16 protein-coding genes are annotated in these 15,571 nt (G+C 70.1%); 3 read left to right on the top strand and 13 right to left on the bottom strand.

Going from position 1 to position 15,571, the window contains the following annotated elements; all coding sequences use genetic code 11:
- The first annotated feature begins 1 nt into the window (after window position 1).
- Window positions 2–1,036, top strand: a complete 1,035-nt coding sequence (locus B5X82_RS19740; RefSeq protein ID WP_079649890.1) for an isopenicillin N synthase family dioxygenase — start codon at window positions 2–4, stop codon at window positions 1,034–1,036.
- Between the two features lie 4 nt (window positions 1,037–1,040).
- On the opposite strand, the gene B5X82_RS19735 is transcribed toward B5X82_RS19740, so the two are convergent.
- The 12 genes from B5X82_RS19735 to B5X82_RS19680 all read right to left on the bottom strand — a co-directional run bounded on the left by B5X82_RS19735 (window position 1,041) and on the right by B5X82_RS19680 (window position 12,366).
- Window positions 1,041–2,099: an alpha-hydroxy acid oxidase gene (locus B5X82_RS19735; RefSeq protein WP_079649889.1), complete on the bottom strand. Its 1,059-nt coding sequence runs from the start codon at window positions 2,097–2,099 to the stop codon at window positions 1,041–1,043.
- A gap of 12 nt (window positions 2,100–2,111) precedes the next feature.
- Complete coding sequence (locus B5X82_RS19730; protein WP_079649888.1) at window positions 2,112–2,720, bottom strand: glutathione S-transferase family protein; 609 nt, start codon at window positions 2,718–2,720, stop codon at window positions 2,112–2,114.
- A 10-nt stretch (window positions 2,721–2,730) separates the two neighbouring features.
- On the bottom strand, window positions 2,731–3,021 hold the full coding sequence (locus tag B5X82_RS19725; RefSeq protein ID WP_079649887.1) for a putative quinol monooxygenase: 291 nt from the start codon (window positions 3,019–3,021) through the stop codon (window positions 2,731–2,733).
- Window positions 3,018–4,214, bottom strand: coding sequence for an alpha-hydroxy acid oxidase (locus tag B5X82_RS19720; protein WP_079649886.1), 1,197 nt, complete (start codon window positions 4,212–4,214; stop codon window positions 3,018–3,020). The genes B5X82_RS19725 and B5X82_RS19720 overlap by 4 nt, the downstream gene beginning before the upstream one ends.
- Window positions 4,207–4,977, bottom strand: coding sequence for a hydroxypyruvate isomerase family protein (locus B5X82_RS19715; RefSeq protein ID WP_079649885.1), 771 nt, complete (start codon window positions 4,975–4,977; stop codon window positions 4,207–4,209). Before B5X82_RS19715 ends, B5X82_RS19720 begins: the two co-directional genes overlap by 8 nt.
- 6 nt (window positions 4,978–4,983) lie before the next feature.
- The gene (locus tag B5X82_RS19710) at window positions 4,984–5,847 is read right to left on the bottom strand and encodes a fumarylacetoacetate hydrolase family protein (protein WP_079649884.1); all 864 of its coding nucleotides are present in this window, start codon (window positions 5,845–5,847) and stop codon (window positions 4,984–4,986) included.
- Between the two features lie 108 nt (window positions 5,848–5,955).
- Window positions 5,956–6,699 (bottom strand): class II aldolase/adducin family protein, encoded by a 744-nt coding sequence (locus B5X82_RS19705; protein WP_079649883.1) that lies wholly within the window; start codon window positions 6,697–6,699, stop codon window positions 5,956–5,958.
- A 20-nt stretch (window positions 6,700–6,719) separates the two neighbouring features.
- Window positions 6,720–7,550, bottom strand: coding sequence for an SDR family NAD(P)-dependent oxidoreductase (locus tag B5X82_RS19700; protein WP_079649882.1), 831 nt, complete (start codon window positions 7,548–7,550; stop codon window positions 6,720–6,722).
- Entirely contained in the window at window positions 7,547–8,320 is a 774-nt protein-coding gene (locus B5X82_RS19695; protein ID WP_079649881.1) for an alpha/beta hydrolase family protein, read from the bottom strand. Before B5X82_RS19695 ends, B5X82_RS19700 begins: the two co-directional genes overlap by 4 nt.
- A complete protein-coding gene (locus B5X82_RS19690) occupies window positions 8,317–9,672 on the bottom strand; it encodes an MFS transporter (protein ID WP_079649880.1) in 1,356 nt (451 codons plus the stop codon). The genes B5X82_RS19695 and B5X82_RS19690 overlap by 4 nt, the downstream gene beginning before the upstream one ends.
- A 5-nt stretch (window positions 9,673–9,677) precedes the next feature.
- Entirely contained in the window at window positions 9,678–11,327 is a 1,650-nt protein-coding gene (locus tag B5X82_RS19685; RefSeq protein WP_079649879.1) for a GMC family oxidoreductase, read from the bottom strand.
- Complete coding sequence (locus tag B5X82_RS19680; RefSeq protein WP_235862731.1) at window positions 11,317–12,366, bottom strand: LLM class flavin-dependent oxidoreductase; 1,050 nt, start codon at window positions 12,364–12,366, stop codon at window positions 11,317–11,319. Before B5X82_RS19680 ends, B5X82_RS19685 begins: the two co-directional genes overlap by 11 nt.
- 267 nt (window positions 12,367–12,633) lie before the next feature.
- Here B5X82_RS19680 and B5X82_RS19675 point away from each other — a divergent pair, with 267 nt between their 5' ends.
- Both B5X82_RS19675 and B5X82_RS19670 read left to right on the top strand, forming a co-directional pair.
- Window positions 12,634–13,569: a helix-turn-helix transcriptional regulator gene (locus B5X82_RS19675; RefSeq protein ID WP_079649878.1), complete on the top strand. Its 936-nt coding sequence runs from the start codon at window positions 12,634–12,636 to the stop codon at window positions 13,567–13,569.
- A gap of 71 nt (window positions 13,570–13,640) precedes the next feature.
- On the top strand, window positions 13,641–14,675 hold the full coding sequence (locus B5X82_RS19670; protein WP_079649877.1) for an LLM class flavin-dependent oxidoreductase: 1,035 nt from the start codon (window positions 13,641–13,643) through the stop codon (window positions 14,673–14,675).
- 8 nt (window positions 14,676–14,683) lie between these two features.
- Here B5X82_RS19670 and B5X82_RS19665 read toward each other — a convergent pair whose 3' ends face one another.
- Window positions 14,684–15,466, bottom strand: coding sequence for a cupin domain-containing protein (locus B5X82_RS19665; protein ID WP_235862730.1), 783 nt, complete (start codon window positions 15,464–15,466; stop codon window positions 14,684–14,686).
- Window positions 15,467–15,571: the final 105 nt, after the last annotated feature.

Raw genomic sequence — 15,571 nt, 5'->3', positions numbered from 1 at the left:
GATGAACGACCAGGCGACACCGGTATCCCCCATACGGTCCAGGCGCTGGGAGCGCTCGGCGGTCGAGGAGATACCGGTGCTCGACCTGGGCCGCTATCTGGGCGGCGACGACGGCGAGATCGAGCGGCTCGCCGCCGAACTCAGCCACGCTCAGCGGCATATCGGCTTCTTCTACATCACCAACCACGGCATCGCGCAGGAGCTGGTCGACCGCGTATTCGCGGAGACCGCGCGCTTCCACGCCCTGCCGGCCGAGGAACGGATGAAGCTGCTGATCGACGACCAGCAGACCGGCTATGCTCCCATGAAGTCGAGCCAGATCGAGGACGGCGACGTCGCGGTCGAGAAATCGCCGCACAAGCCCGACCTGAGCGAGGCGATCTGGATTCGGCGCGATCTTCCCGACGACGATCCCGAGCTGGTGGCGGGCCGTCCGTTCCGGCGCAACAAATGGCCGGAGGGGCTGCCCGGTTTCCGCGAGACGATCCGCGCCTATCAGCAGGCGATGGAGGCGCTGGGGCGGCGGATGCTGCCGCTCTACGCGCGCGCGCTCGACCTGCCCGACGCCTATTTCGATCCGCTGTTCGACAAGGCTGACATACCGGTGCGGCTGGGCCATTATCCGGCCGATCTGGTCGGCGACAGGAACCAGTTCGGGGCTGCGCCGCATAACGATGCGGGCTTCCTGACCTTGCTGCCGCAACCCGAGGAAGACGGCCTGGAAGTGCTGACCCAGTCGAAGAAGTGGATTCCGGCGCCGGTGCGGCGCGGCGACATCCTCGTCAACGGCGGCAATTGCCTGGTGCGCTTCAGCAACGGGCGCTTCCTGTCGACGCCTCATCGCGTCCTCGCCGGCCGGCCGCGACCGCGCTACTCGATCCCGCTCTTCTTCAATCCCAATTTCGATGCGGTGGTGGCGCCGGTGCCGAGCTGCGTCTCGGTCGATCGCCCGGCGATGTTCGAGCCGGTGACCTACGAGCAATATATCATCGACTATCTGGCGCGCGTGTACGCCCACCGGCGCAAGCCGGCCTGATCTCTCAGGGAAAGACCGGCCGCTCCGCGATCGACGAACGATCGATCCCGGCGATCGACCCGGCCCCGATCATCCCCATCACCGACCGCAGCTCGCCGCGCAGCAGGTCGAGCATCGCGCCGAGACCGCGATCGCCGTCCGTGGCGATGCCCCACAGCGCGGGACGGCCGATCAGCGCGGTCCTCGCTCCCAGCGCCAGCGCCTTGGCGATGTCGCCCCCGCTGCGGATGCCGCCGTCGACATGGACCTCGATCCGGCCGGCGACGGCCGCGACGATCTCGGGCAGTACCTCGGCCGTCGCGAGCCCTTCGTCGAGCACCCGGCCGCCATGGTTGGAGACGATGATCGCGTCGGCGCCATGCTCGCATGCCAGGCACGCGTCCTCGGCGGTCATGATCCCCTTGAGGACGATCGGCAGCGGGCTCGCCGCGCGCAGCCAGGACAGCTCGCCCCATGTCAGCCGCGCGTCATGGTCCCAGCGGTCGTCGCCGCGCAGATGGCCGCTGCGCGGCAGGCCATGGGCGGGCTCGACATCGCCGATCTCGGCGAGCGCCCGGCGCATCGGGCCGAGCAGCCACGGCCGCACCGGCATGTCGAGGGTCAGGCAGAGAGCCCGGGCTCCCGCCCCGGCGGCGCGCGCCATGAGTTCCCGCAGGAAACCCCGGTCGGCGCCCCAGTAGAGCTGGAACCAGAGCCGGCTGCAATGGCGCGCCACCTCCTCGACCGGGAGGCTGCTGTTCATGCTCAACACCATCAGCGTGCCGGCCGCCTCGGCCGCCCGCGCGGTCGCCCGCTCGGCATCGGGATGAACCAGCCCGTGCAGCCCCGACGGCGCGATCAGCAGCGGCATCGACACCGGCGTGCCGAGGACGTCGATCGCCATGTCGCACCCGCCGACGTCGCGCAGGACGCGCTGGCGCAGCGCCCAGCGCCCCCAGGCGGCCCGGTTCCGGGCGACCGCCTTGCTTTCGCCGGCGCCGAGATTGGCCAGGTCGCGGGCGGCGGGGCTCATCCGCTCGACCGCGGTCCGCTCATAGTCGTCGACGTGATACGGCGCGTCCATGGCCGACTCTCCCTAGAAGGCGGCGCTCGGCCGCTCGCGAAACCGCGCATACCAGCCGTTGATGCCGGCCAGGTCCTCGCCGATCGCGATGCCGAAGAGCTGGCGGCAATTCTGGACCAGCGCGAACAGCGAGCAGTCGGCGATGGTCGGCCGGTCGGCCGCCAGGAAGGCATGGGCGGCGGCATGGCGATCGAGCGCGACGAGCAGCTCGTCCGCCCAGAGCCGGGCCGCCTCGGCCACCACCGGATTCTGCTCGCCCCGGCCCGCGAAGCGCGGGTGGCTGTGCAGGAACCAGAGGTTGCAGCGCACGATCAGGTCGTTGGCGATCCGTTCGACCGCCCGGACGTGCGCGCGCTCCCCGGGCGTCGTGCCGATCATCGGCGGATCGGGATGGAGCTCCTCGAGATACTCCATGATGGCTGCGGACTCGCTGATGAAGCGTCCGTCGTCGGTCTCCAGAACCGGTACGCGGCCGGCGGGATTCATCGCCAGGAAGGCGGGGCTCTTGTGCTCCCCCGTCGCGACGTCGACCTCATGGCGCGGAATGTCGATGCCCTTCTCCGCCATGTAGATGATCAGCCGCCGGACATTGGCGCCCCTCGCAACCTGGTAGAGCAACATGCCCGCCTCCTCACCAGCAGTTCGGCACCGGATCGAGATAGGTGATGTCGGGATCGCCATCGATGCAGGACAGCATCTCCTCATGCCCCACGCTGCCCGCGCGATGGGCGAGATAGGCGTCGCGGTCGGTGAAGCGTTCGACGGCCATGTAGACGAGCGGGTCGTCCTGCGAGCGGAGGAGGTCGTAGGCCAGCGTGCCCTTTTCGGTCGCCAGCACCCGCTCGCGCCGCTCGGCGAAGATGCGCTCCCAGTCGGCCTGCCGGTCGCGGTGGATTCGCACGCGCGCTATGACGCCCATCATCCTGCATTCTCCTGCTGGGGGAGCCCGGGGGCTCCGGGGTGAAGATTGCCGCGGCCGAGCTCGGCGACGTCGGGACAGCCGATCAGCGCCAGGGTGCGGGCGACCTCCTCCTTGAGGATGTCGATGGCGCGCAGCGCTCCCGCGGTCCCGCCCGCGACGACGCCGTAGAGCGTCGCCCGCCCGGCGAAGGCGAAGCGCGCGCCCAGCGCCAGCGCGACGACGACATGGGCGCCCTTGCGGATGCCGCCGTCGAAGAACAGCGGCAGCCCTTGGCCGCCGGAGTCGCCCAGAGCGCACAGCGAATCGATCGCCGCCGGCATCGCGTCCAGCTTGTTGCCGCCATGGTTGGAGACGCCGACCGCGTCGGCGCCGCAATCGCGCGCGCGGCGGACGTCATCGCCATGGACGATCCCCTTGACGACGAGCCGTCCGCGCCACAGCCGGCGGATGCGGTCGACCTCGTCCCAGGTCTGGATGCTGGGGACGTGGCGCTGGAAGGTCCGGGCGATCTCCGCCGCGCCCGCGCCCGGCGGCGCATAGCGGGCCCAGCTCTCCATCCGCGGCAGACCGCCCCGCGCCGCATGCGCCAGCGACCATCGCGGATGCGTCGCCGCCTGCCACAGCACATAGGGCCAGGCGTTCCATCGCACCTTCGCCGGCAGCGCGATGCCCGTCCGGGCGAGCCAGTCGTTGCGCGGCGGCACCGGGCTGTCGGCGGTGTAGACCAGTACCTCGACGCCGGCATCCGCGGCGCGGCCGACGATGCTGTCGGTGATCGCCGGGTCGCGGGCGCTGTAGAGCTGCTGCCAGACATGGCCCGGCGCGATCCGCGCGATCTCCTCGACCGCGGCCGAGCTGCCGCCCGACAGCATGAAGGGCAGCCCGGCCTCGGCCGCCGCCTCCGCCAGCATCTGATCGGCATGCGGCCGCAGATTATTGGCGTAGCCGACCGCCGAGATGCCGAAGGGGCAAGCATAGGTCTGGCCGAAGATATCCACCGCCTGCCGGATCGCGCTGACGTCGACCAGCGCCCGCGCGGTCAGCGGGAAGCGCCCGAATGCCTCGACGTTGCGGACGGGCCCCGATCCGTCGCCGCTCCCCGTCTCCATCGGCACGAAGGCGAATTCGGGAAGCCGCCGCCGCGCCATCGCGCGCAGGTCGGCAATAGTGATGCAATGGCGGACGTCAGCCATCGGTCCGTTCCCCCGGAACGACGCCGTAGCGCCGCGCCCAGCCGAGCCCCGCCGCCGTCTTGCCGCGCGGGTTGTATTCGGCGCCGACGAAGCCGTCCCAGCCCGACGCCGCGACGGTATCGAGGACGTCGAACAGGACGGGCTCCGACGGCTCGCCCCGGTCGCTCGGATCGGCGATCTGGATATGGCCGACATGCCCGCCAAGGCGATCGAAGGCCGCGAGCGGATCGCCGCCGCTGCGCAGCAGGTGATAGGCGTCGAGCTGGAGCCGGACATTGGCCTCGCCGATCGCGATCCGCAGCGCGTCGGCGGCGGCGAGATCGGGCAACGCATAGCCGGGCTGGTCCAGCGGGTTGAGTGCCTCGAGCATCAGCGCGACCCCATGGCCGGAGAAGCGCCGGGCGGCCTCGCGGAGGCGCCGGACGGCGACGGCGTCGGGCGGGCCATTGCCGATCAGGACATGGACCCGCCGGCAATCGGTCGCCTGCGCATAGGCGATCGCCTGGTCTATCGAGCGGCGGAAGGCGTCCTCGTCGCCCAGCACCAGCCCGCGGTCGCCCCTGGCGAAGTCGCCCGCCGGCGCATTGATCAACGCGAGCGTCAAGCCGTTCGCGGCGAGCAGCGCGGCGATGTGCCTGGCCGGCCATGCATAGGGGAACTGCATCTCCACCGCGGCGAAGCCGGCCCGCGCGGCCGCCTCGAAGCGGGCCTCGATCGGGAGATCGGCGAACAGGGTCGAGAGGTTGGCGGCGATCCTGATCATCGGTCGTCAGGCGTCCGCTTCGTCGGCGATGACATTCTCGATATGGCCGATCGATCCGATCTCGACGCGCACCACGTCGCCGGGGACGAGGTAGCGGGGCGGATCGAACAGCCCGCCGACCCCGGCCGGCGTGCCCGTTGACAGGATGTCGCCGGCCTGCAGGGTGAATGCCGTCGACAACTCCTCGATCAGCGCCGGGATCTTGTGGATCATGTCGGCGGTGCTCGCGCTCTGCCGCAGCTCGCCGTTGACGGTCAGCCGCAGGTCGAGCGCATGGACGTCGGCGATCTCGTCGCGCGTCACGATCCACGGACCCAGCGGACCATGGGTATCGAACGACTTGCCGAGCGTGTGCGTCGGCGCCCGCAGCTGCCAGTCGCGCACCGAATAGTCGCAGCAGACGACATAGCCGGCGATATGATCCCACACCGCGTCGCCGGCCTTGTAGCGGCAGTCCTTGCCGATGATCAGGCCCAGCTCGCCCTCATAGTCGAGCTGGTGCGAGACCTTCGGCCGGATCACCGGATCATAGGGTCCGTTGATGCACGACACCTGTTTGTTGAACCAGATCTGCGCGGTGCCGCGGCGGAAGCCCGCCTTTTCCGCCTCGGCGGCGTGCGACGCGTAATTGCCGCCGAGCGCGAGGAATTTCCGCGCGTCCGGGATCGGCGCCATCAGCCGCACCGCGGCGAGCGCATGGTCGCTCGACCCGCGCGCCGCATCGGCGAGCCGCCGCCATCCGTCCAGCCCCAGCGGCAGGCATTCGCGCAGGCTCCGCGCCTCGCCATGCGGCGCGAAATCGAGCACCCGATCGCCCTCGACGCAGCCGAAGCCGGTTCCGCCCTGATATGCAAATGTAACGAGCCGCATCGATCCCCTGCCTCTGGTCTGTGCCTGTGCGGGGGCGATCGGTCGCCCCGGTCCGGGGCATACACCCTGTCCCCCTCGGCGCCCGTCCCCCGAAATCATGACAATCGCCTAGTCGCGATAGCCCGGGTCCAGCCGGTCGAGCCTGCGGATCCAGGCCGGCCAGTCGGCCGCTCCGCGCCCGGCGTCATGGGCGACATATTGGCGCGCGACCCGTTCGCACACCGCTTCCGGTATCTCGACGATCGCCGCGTTCGTCGCTTCCAGCATCAGCTGCGTCTCGCAGGCGATGATCAGGTCGCGGGTTCGTTCGAAGGCCTCGCGCGGGGTGCGCCCGCCGATGGCGAGGCCATGGTTGCGCAGGATGACCGCGATGTTGTCGTCCCCGAGCGCCGCCGCTATGCGCGGACCCTCGGCCGGGCCGTCGGTGATCCCCTCATAGGGATGATAGCCGATCCGCCGGTAGAAGCGCAGCGCGTTCTGCGACAGCATCCTGAGCCCGCCGCCATGCGCGCTCATCGCCAGGCCGGGGGTCGAATGGATGTGCACCACGCAGTTCAGGTCCGGCCGCGCGCGCAGGATCGCGCCATGCAGCACGAAGCCCGGCCGGTTGACGTCGCTGCCCTCGTCCAGGTCCCCGGTCATGTCCGCTACGACCAGATTGGATGCGGTCACCTCCTCGTAGAGATGGTGGTGCCGCTTGATCAGCATCAGCTCGGGGCGGCCCGGCACCCGCAGGCTGATATGGTTGTAGATGCCGTCCGTCGACGGGAAATGGTGGTCGACGAGCCGGTAGAGCGCGGCCAGGTGGAAGCGCGCGCCGGCTTCGTCGACGATGTCGGGAATGGCGTCCATGCCTTCTGCCTTTCGATCGTTCAGGAGATGCCCGCCACGCGGCGGAAGAAGTCGCGCGGCTCGGTGCCGGCCGGCATCGCCCGGCCGACGCTCATCCCGCCGTCGACGGCGATGACCTGGCCGGTGACGTAGCTTGCCCCCTCGCTCGCCAGGAACAGTGCGGCGCTCGCCACCTCCTCGGGCCGGCCCGCGCGGCCGAGCGGCTGGAGGGCGGCGAGGTTCGCGGCGATCTCGTCGCGCGCGGCCTCGGCCGCCTCGGGATCGAGCCCGGCGGCGATGCCGTACATCGCGGTCGCGATGCCGCCGGGGCAGAGGCAGTTGACCCTGATGCCGAGCGGCGCGAGTTCGAGCGCGGCATTGCGGGTCAGCATCGCCACGGCCGCCTTGGCCGCGCCATAGGCCTGCAGCACCGGCGCCGCGACGAGTGCGGAGGTCGATCCGAGGTTGACGATCGATCCGCCTGCCGAACGGCGCAACCCGGGCAGCGCGAAGTGCATGCCCAGATAGACGCTGCGCAGCACGGTCGAGACGGTTTCGTCGAAGCGTTCCGGCGCCAGCGTCGCGACGCCGTCGATCGCGCCCGGCGCCGCGGCGTTGTTGACCAGGCAGTCGATCCGGCCATGGCCGTCGATCGCGCGCGCCATCAGCGCCGCCATATCCTCCTCCCGCCGCACGTCGCAGGGGCATGTGACGACGTTGGGATGGTCGATCGCGACCGGCGCGACGTCGCCCGCGATCACCGTCGCCCCCTGCTCCAGGAACAGCGTCGCGATCGCCCGGCCGATGCCGCGCGCCGCGCCGGTCACCACCGCGACCCGGCCGTCCAGCGACAGGCGAGCAGGGGCGCTCACAGCCGCTCGATCAGGAAGGGGATGATGATCGACCGCAGCCGGTCGAAGCCGAAATGGTTCGGTATGACGTCGCCATAATGGCACATCATCGGCACGATCTCGACCCGGCTCTCCCCGTTGCCGCCGGCCCTCACCGCCTCGTTCATCCATAGCGACTGTTCGGGCGGCGAATGCATGTCGTGCTGGCCGTGGACCAGCAGCAGCGGCTGGCGGATCTTCGCCGCCTCCGTGATGGCGGAGACGGCGCGATAGCGGTCGGCATTCTCCTCCGGCGATCCGAGCCAGTCGAGGAACATCCGGTAGCGGCCGGGCGCATAGTCCTTCACGCCCTGCGCCTGCTGGAGCAGGTCGGTGACCGCGCCGAAGGTCACGCAGGCCTTGAGCCGCTGGTCGCGCGCGGTCGCGCGGAGCGCCGCGTTGCCGCCGCGCGACATGCCCATCACCCCGATCCGCGATCCGTCGACTCCCGGCTGAGCGCGCAGCCAGTCGATTCCCGCCGAGACGTCGTCGGGATCATGGTCGGGCAGGCCCGATCGCCAGTTCATCGTCAGCGCGACGAAGCCGGCATCGCGCAGCGGACCCGCCAGCCATTCGACGATCTCGAACATGCCGGTGCCGACGCCGCCGGGGCAGAGGATGACGGCGGGGCGCGGTCCGCTCGCCGCCATCGACGGGCGATAGAGCATGGCGTTCAGGCGGATGCCGTCGCCGGTCTCGACGGCGATCTCCTCGCCGGTCAGGGCGATGCCGCCCGCGCCGATCTTCGTCATTGGTGGTTCTCCCTCGATGATGGGCGCGGGCGGGCGAAGCCCAGGATCAGCAGCGCGATCGCGCAGAGCAGCGCCGGGATCGCCGACAGGCGGAGCAAGGCGCCCGGCTCCACCCCGCGCGATAGCAGCAGCCCGCCGACGACCGGGCCGATCAGCGATCCCGTCCGCCCGACCGCCTGGACGAAGCCGATGCCGGTGCCGCGCAGACGGACCGGGAAGGTCGCGGTGGTGTAGGCGGTCAGCGACAGCTGCGCGCCGATCTGGAACAGGCCGCAGAGGAGCAGCAGGCTGAGCGCGATCGCCGGGCTGCCGCCGCCGAGCGAGGTCAGCGCGATCGCGGCCGCCGCCGCGCCATAGCCGGCGGCGAGCAGCAGCGGCGGCCGCGCCACGCGGTCGAGCCCCTGCGAGAAGAAATAGCTGCCGACGATGCCGCCGAGGTTGAGCGCCACCGCGCCGAAGATGCCGTCCGAGACCGACAGCCCGCTCTTGGTCAGCAGCGTCGGCGTCCAGTTGATCAGCGCATAGGTCAGGAACAGGCTGAGGAACAGGCTGATGGCGAGGATTAGGGTCGGTAGCGCCAGTCCGGCGGCGAAGATCTGCGCGAGCCCCGGCTTGCCCGCCTCGGCGCGCGGCCGTTCGATCACCACCTCGTCCGCCTGGTCGGGGGCGATGCGGCCGAGCAGCCGGACGACCTCGTCCCGCCGCCGCGGATCGAGGCTCAGGTAGCGCAGCGATTCCGGCATCAGCGGGATCATCGCCAGCGCCAGCAGCAGCGGCGCCACAGCGCCCAGCCAGAAGACCGCACGCCAGCCGGCATGTTCGAGCAGCGGCGCCGAGAGCATGCCGCCGAACACCGCGCCCAGGGGAAAGCCCCACAGCACGAAGGTCACGATCCTCGACCGTATCCGGCGCGGCGCATATTCGGCGGCCAGCGCCAGCATGTTCGGGATCAGCCCCCCCATGCCGAGGCCGCCGAGGAAACGGAACAGCAGCAATTGCTCGAAGCTCGCCGCCAACGCGCAGGCCGCGCTGAACAGGCCGAACATCGCGGTGGTGGCGATGATCAGCCGCCGGCGCCCGATCCGGTCCGCCAACAGGCCGAACGCCGCGCTGCCGACCACCGATCCCAGCAACGTCGCGGAGAAGACGAAGCCGAAGGCGAGCTGCGAGACCGACCAGTCCGCCGAGATCGCCGGGGCGACGAAGGCGATCGACTGCGTATCGAAGCCATCGAGAACCGACGCGACGATGCACAGGACGAAGACGCCGATCTGCATCCTGCCGAGCGGCGCCGTGTCGATCGCCGTCTCGACGGTCGGCGGCGCGCCCCCGTCCCGCCCTGCTTCGGCCATCCGCTTCACGTCCTCTCGCCCTTGATGATGTCGGCCGCCTTCTCGGCGATCATTACGACCGGAATATTGGTGTTCGCCCGGACGATCGCCGGCATCACCGACGCATCGACGACGCGCAGTCCCGCGACTCCGCGCACCCTGAGCCGGCCGTCGACGACGGCGGCCTCGTCCGATCCCATCCGGCACGTCCCGCAGACATGCCCGGTCGGAACGGCGTTTTCGCGCACGAAGCGGTGCAGCCGCTCCTCGTCGTCCAGCAGCGTCCGCAGCGGCGGACCCGCGACGCCGACCGCCCAGCCGCGCAGCAGGGCCGGCGCGTCGAGCATCGCCGTCGCCAGGCGATTGACGATCCGGCTCGCCGGCTCCGGTCGCGACAGGCGCTGGACCAGCGCGCCGTTGATCGGGAAGAAGGGCTGGTCGGCCGTCCGGCGCACCTCCTCGTCCGCCAGCAGCGCGGCGGCGAAACGCACCGCGCCCGCGAGCCGGGCCTCGTCCCTTTCGTCTCCGAGCAGGTCGAAGCCGATCCGCGGCGTGCCGGTGGCCGGGTCGAGCGAGACGCTGCCCCGGCTGAAGCTGCCATAGACCGCCAGCATCAGCCCGCCGATCCGCCGCCCCAGCGGATGCAGGCCGGTCTTGTTGAGTATGGTGACGAACATGTCCGCCGCCGGCGTGCCGGGATGGCCCGACGAATAGCGCAGGCAGTTCTGGAAGGCGGGCCGCACGTCGGGCGGCTGCACCGCGTCGCGGCGCAGCACCACCGACAGCGGCAGCAGGGGATGGTTCTGCAGGTCGGCGCCGACGCCGGGACGGTCGATCGCCAGACCGGGCCCGATGCCCGAGCGGAGCAGCAGCGCGGGCGAATGGATGGCGCCCGCCGACAGGATCACCTCGCCCGCCTCGACCGCGCGAGCCGCGCCGTCCCGAACGACGTCGACGCCCACCGCCCGCCGCTCGCGGAGCCGGATCGCCGTCACCGAGCAGCGCGCCGCGATGATCAGGTTGGGCCGGGTGCGGACCGCCGCGTCGAGATAGGCGGTCGCGGCCGAGACGCGGTGCCGCGCGCTGTTGTTCATCGGCACCGGGTAGATGCCGTCCGACGCGTCGTCGTTCAGGTCGCCCGCGAGGGGCAGGCCCTGCCGCGCCGCCGCCGCCGTCACCGCGCGGCAGAAGGGCGGCCAGCTTTCCGGCGGATGGCGGCGGACCGGTAGCGGCCCCTCGCGTCCATGCGCGGGGCCGCCGAAATCGAGGTCGCGTTCCAGCCGGCGGAAATAGGGCAGCACGTCCGCCCAGCCCCAGCCCTCGGCCCCCGCCGCGGCCCAGCCGTCATAGTCGGCGGGCAGGCCGCGCATCGCCAGCATCCCCATCACGCTCGATCCGCCGCCGACGACGCGGGCCTGCTCGAACGGGCGCGGCGGCTGGCCGGGACGCCGCTCGGCGGTCAGTCCCGGCCACAGATGGCCGGGTGTCGCGGCGCGTGGGAAACTGTCCATGATGTCGTCCGGCTCATGCCCCGGCAGATGGTCCCGGCCAGCCTCGACCAGCAGCACCGAAACGCGCGGGTCCTCGGAGAGCCGGCTCGCCAGCACGCAGCCGGCGGTGCCCCCGCCGACGATGATCACGTCCGCGCGCGCCGGCAGCACCGCGTCAGGCCGCATCGGCGCGAAGGCTGTCCGATCCCGGCGCGACCTGCAGATGCGGGACCACCTCCTCGTGGAAGCGCTGGAGCGATTCGACGGCGGCCGCATGCGGCATCGTCCCGAGGTTGCATTGCAGCAGCAGCCGGTCGAGCCCGCTCGCGTCGAGGATCTGCTGCATCTTCCCGCGTACCGTCTCCGCGCTTCCCGCGATCAGCGAGCCGGCCCGCTGCGCCTCCTCGGCCGTCGCGGGCAGCGACTCGCGCGGCATCGCATTGTTGTACCGCCAGAGGTGGGTCATGCTCTCATACCATTTCGCATAGGCCGGCCCGACGATCCGCGCGGCCTCCGCGTCGTCCCGGGCGACGAACATCTGGTACATGCTGGCGATGCCGGGGGCCGCCGCCTCGGGCCGGCGCTCGCGCCAGATCTCGCGGTATCGGCGAGACAGCTCGCGCAGCCGCTGCGGCGGCCCGTTGAGGGTGATGTTCAGATCATACTCGGCCGCGAAGCGGAGGTTCCGTTCGGAAAAGGCGCCGTACCACATCGGCGGTCCGTCCGGCTGCAACGGCCGCATCGTCACCGGCACGTCGCGATAGGTGTAGAATTCGCCGCGGTGGGTCAGCGTCCCGCCGCGCAGGAACTGGCGGACGACTTCCAGCCCTTCCTCGAACATCGCCCTGGCGTCGCGCGGCCCGACCCCGAACAGCCCGACCTCATAGGGGGAGGCGCCCCGGCCGAAGCCGATGTCGAGCCTGCCGTTGCTCAGATGGTCGAGCATGCAGATCTCCTCCGCCAGCCGCAGCGGCTCATAGGCGGGCAGCACATGGACCATCGATCCGATCCGCATCCGGCTGGTGCGCTGGGAAAGCGCGGCGAGGAACAGGCTGGGCGACGACGCATGGCCCAGCGGCGTCGAATGATGTTCCGCCACATAATAGGCGGCGAAGCCGAACCGCTCGGCCGCATGCGCGAAATCCAACCGATCCTCGTAGAGCGCCGCGAGCGGATCGCCGCGCGCGTCGAGATGGTCGAATATGCACAGGGCAGGTCGCTTCACGCCGCAATCCTCTCGCTTTTCGGTCGGACGGATTCTATCGGCGTGCGCCGCCGCCGCTTTTATCACATGGCTATGCGACAGGCCCGGAGCGGCGATCTACGGACGATCGCGGCAGGGCGTATGGTGCCCGCCGGTCGCTCCTGGACTGTCACAGCAACATGGGACAAATCACGCGAAAAGCCCCTTCCGCCATTGCCTCGGAGGGGACAAAAATCCATGATCCTGTCACATGACGGCGGCCGCATGGCCAGCCGAGAGGAGAGGGCGATGGCCTTGGACAACCTTGCCACCATGGCGCAGATCGACAGGCTGATCCTGTCGATCGGCGAGGACGATTTCGGCGACGCCCTATTCCACACCACCAAGATGGTCGGCGACGTCGACCATGTCATGGTGTTCGCCTTCGCCGAGCAGGAGGCGCCGCGCGTCGTCATCAACACCGGCCTGATCGGCGCGGAGGCCGCGGCGGAGGCCGCCGCCGCCTATGTGGACGAACTCTACGCGCTCGACCCCAACCTGCCGCAGATACGGTCGCAGCCCGAGGGCCGGGCCGGCTGGTTCGAGTTCGAGGGCGGGCGGAACTGGGACGAGCGGCTGCACCGCGGCTTCCTGGCGCCGACCGGGATCAGCGACATGGTGCTGTTCGCGGTGATGCAGGAAAAGGTCGTCTACCTGGTCCAGATGCACCGGCTCTACGGCCATCATTTCGCCCGTGCGCAGCGCTGGCTGCTGACCCAGGTAGGCGAGCTGATCGCCGCCAACATCCGCAAGCATTTCTCCTACATGCACACGCTGCGCGGGCCCAACCAGTTCCTGATCGGCCGGGTGCTGACCGAAGCCGCCCCCTTCCAGTCGATCACGCCGCGCGAGCGGCTGGTGTGCATCGGCATCCTCACCGGCCACACCTCCGAAAGCATCGCGCGGAACCTCTCCATCTCGGTCAACAGCGTTCTGACCTACCGCAAGCGGCTCTACGAGAAGCTAGAGATCAGCTCGCAGAACGAGCTGTTCGTCCGCATCATCGACTCGCTGATGCGGCTCAACTGGGACGCCAAGGACCTGCCGGCCGCCGGCGGCGGGCTGGAGATCAACGCGTCGCGCGCGCGGCTCAAGGGGCGGCCGCTCGCCGCCGATCTCGAATTCGCGCAGGCCTTCTTCAACCGCTCGAAGATGCCGATTGTCGCAAGCAATTGGGATAACTGACCGCCGGCCGACCTCCTAAGCGGAGCCATGGACGCGGGCAGCAGGCCCGCGCCGCCCGCGAGGAGACGGCTATGAAATTCGGATTGTTCGGCGGCGCGTCCGTCGCGGCTTCGGGTGCGGTCAGCGACAGCATGCAGGGGCTCGACGCCTATGTCGACTATGTATGCCTCGCCGATCGCCTCGGCTATCACGGCATCTTCCTGGTCGAGCATCACTTCATGGGCACCGGGCAGATATCGTCCGCGCTCTCGCTGCTCGCCTATCTCGCTGCCCGGACGCAGCGGATCCGGCTCGGCACCGGCGTCGTCGTGCTGCCCTGGCACAATCCCGTGCTGCTGGCCGAGCAGGTCGCGACGATCGACCAGCTTTCCGGCGGCCGCTTCGATTTCGGCGTGGGGCGCGGCTATCGTCCGAACGAATTCGCCGGCTTCCGGATGACACCCGAGGAAGCGACGCGACGCTATGCCGAGACGCTTGCCTTCCTCCGCCGCTGCTGGGCCGGGGGCGATCGCTTCGACCATCGCGGCGCGTTCTGGCAGTTCGACGATGTCGTCATCGATCCGCCGGTCCGCCAGCGCCCGCACCCGCCGATGTGGGTGGGCGCGGCCAGCGACGATTCGATCCGCCGGGCGGGTGCCGACGGCTTCAACCTGCTGCTTGACCAGATCGGCACCCCCGACATCGTCGGCCGGCGGATCGCGACCTATCGGCAGGCCGTGGAGCAATGCGGCAGGACGTTCGATCCGGCTCATGTCGGCGTCACCCGCGCGCTGCATCTGGTGGGCAACGATGCGGAATGGCGCGCGGCGCACGAGCTGCGGCAGAAGCTCGTCGCGCAGCTCAAGGCGCAGGCCGGCGCGGGCGCCTCCTCCTTCGCGCACGAGAAGCTCGCGACCTTCTCCGACACCTCCTTCACCGTCGATGAGGCGGCGCTGATCGGCTATCCGCACGAGGTCGCCGAGAAGATCGAGGCGCTGCGCCGGCAGGGTGTCGACTATGTGCTGCTGGCCGACGTCACCGGATCGCCGCAGTCGCTGGAGATTTTCGCGCGGGAGATCATGCCCCGCTTCGTCGACGTCGACGCGGCGGCCGTCGCCGCCGCGTGACCGTCTGATCAGAAGCCGTAGATGTCGGGAAGCGTCTCGCCCCCCGACCACAGGATCGGTCCGTCGGCCCAGGCGAGAAGGCGGCAGCCGAAGGCGCTCTCGATCGTCACCTCGGTGCCCGGCTCGATGACGACGATGCCGCCGATCGGCACCGTCATGTTGTTCACCGTCGCGCTGCCGGCCAGCACCATCCACTCGGTCAGCGCCGACACGCGGTGGGTGGGGATCCGCATGTCGGGCCACAGCGTCAGCTCGACGAAGCGGTGGTCCTCCTTCTCGATCCGGTAGTCGAACAGCATCCGCCGCGACAGGCGCGGGATGGAGGTCGCATATTGCCGCGACTCGCGCAGCGGGAAGTCGAGCGCGGGCAACACCTCTGGCGCCGGATTGGTGAAGGTCGCTATGCCCGCCCCGACATGGCCCTTGCCGCCGCCGCTGTCGGGCAGATAGGCCGTCGCCCCTTCGAGCCTGGCGACGAAGAAGCAGCCTTCCCAGGAGATCGCGTCATGGGTCGTGCCGGTCGGGTTGATCGTCACCGTGTCGCGGCCGTAATTGTCCTGATAGTCGGCGAGCGACCCGCCGAGCATCAGGCTCGTCGCCGGTCCCAGATGCTGGTGGACGCCGGCCGAGATCATCGGATCGAACTGGATGAGGCCCAGGAAATGGCCGCTCTCCCGATCGGCCCGCACCGCGCGCTGCCGGACGCCCGGCTTGCCCGTCTCGGTCCAGGGCGCATCCAGCATGTCGTAGACATAGACGCCGCGCCCGTCGGGCTTGTGCAATAGGCTCATCATTCTCTCCCGCCTGTCCTCGCTGCCTCCATTCTAGGCGGTCGGGTGCGACGCTCCTGTCCCATGCGCATGTGAAACCGGAGCGGCGGGGAATCCCTACTATCG

The organism is Rhizorhabdus histidinilytica (assembly GCF_900167915.1).
GTDB classification, from domain to species: Bacteria; Pseudomonadota; Alphaproteobacteria; order Sphingomonadales; family Sphingomonadaceae; genus Rhizorhabdus; species Rhizorhabdus histidinilytica.
The sequence above is the reverse complement of the archived record's forward strand: the minus strand, read 5'-3'. Positions and strand labels throughout refer to the sequence as shown.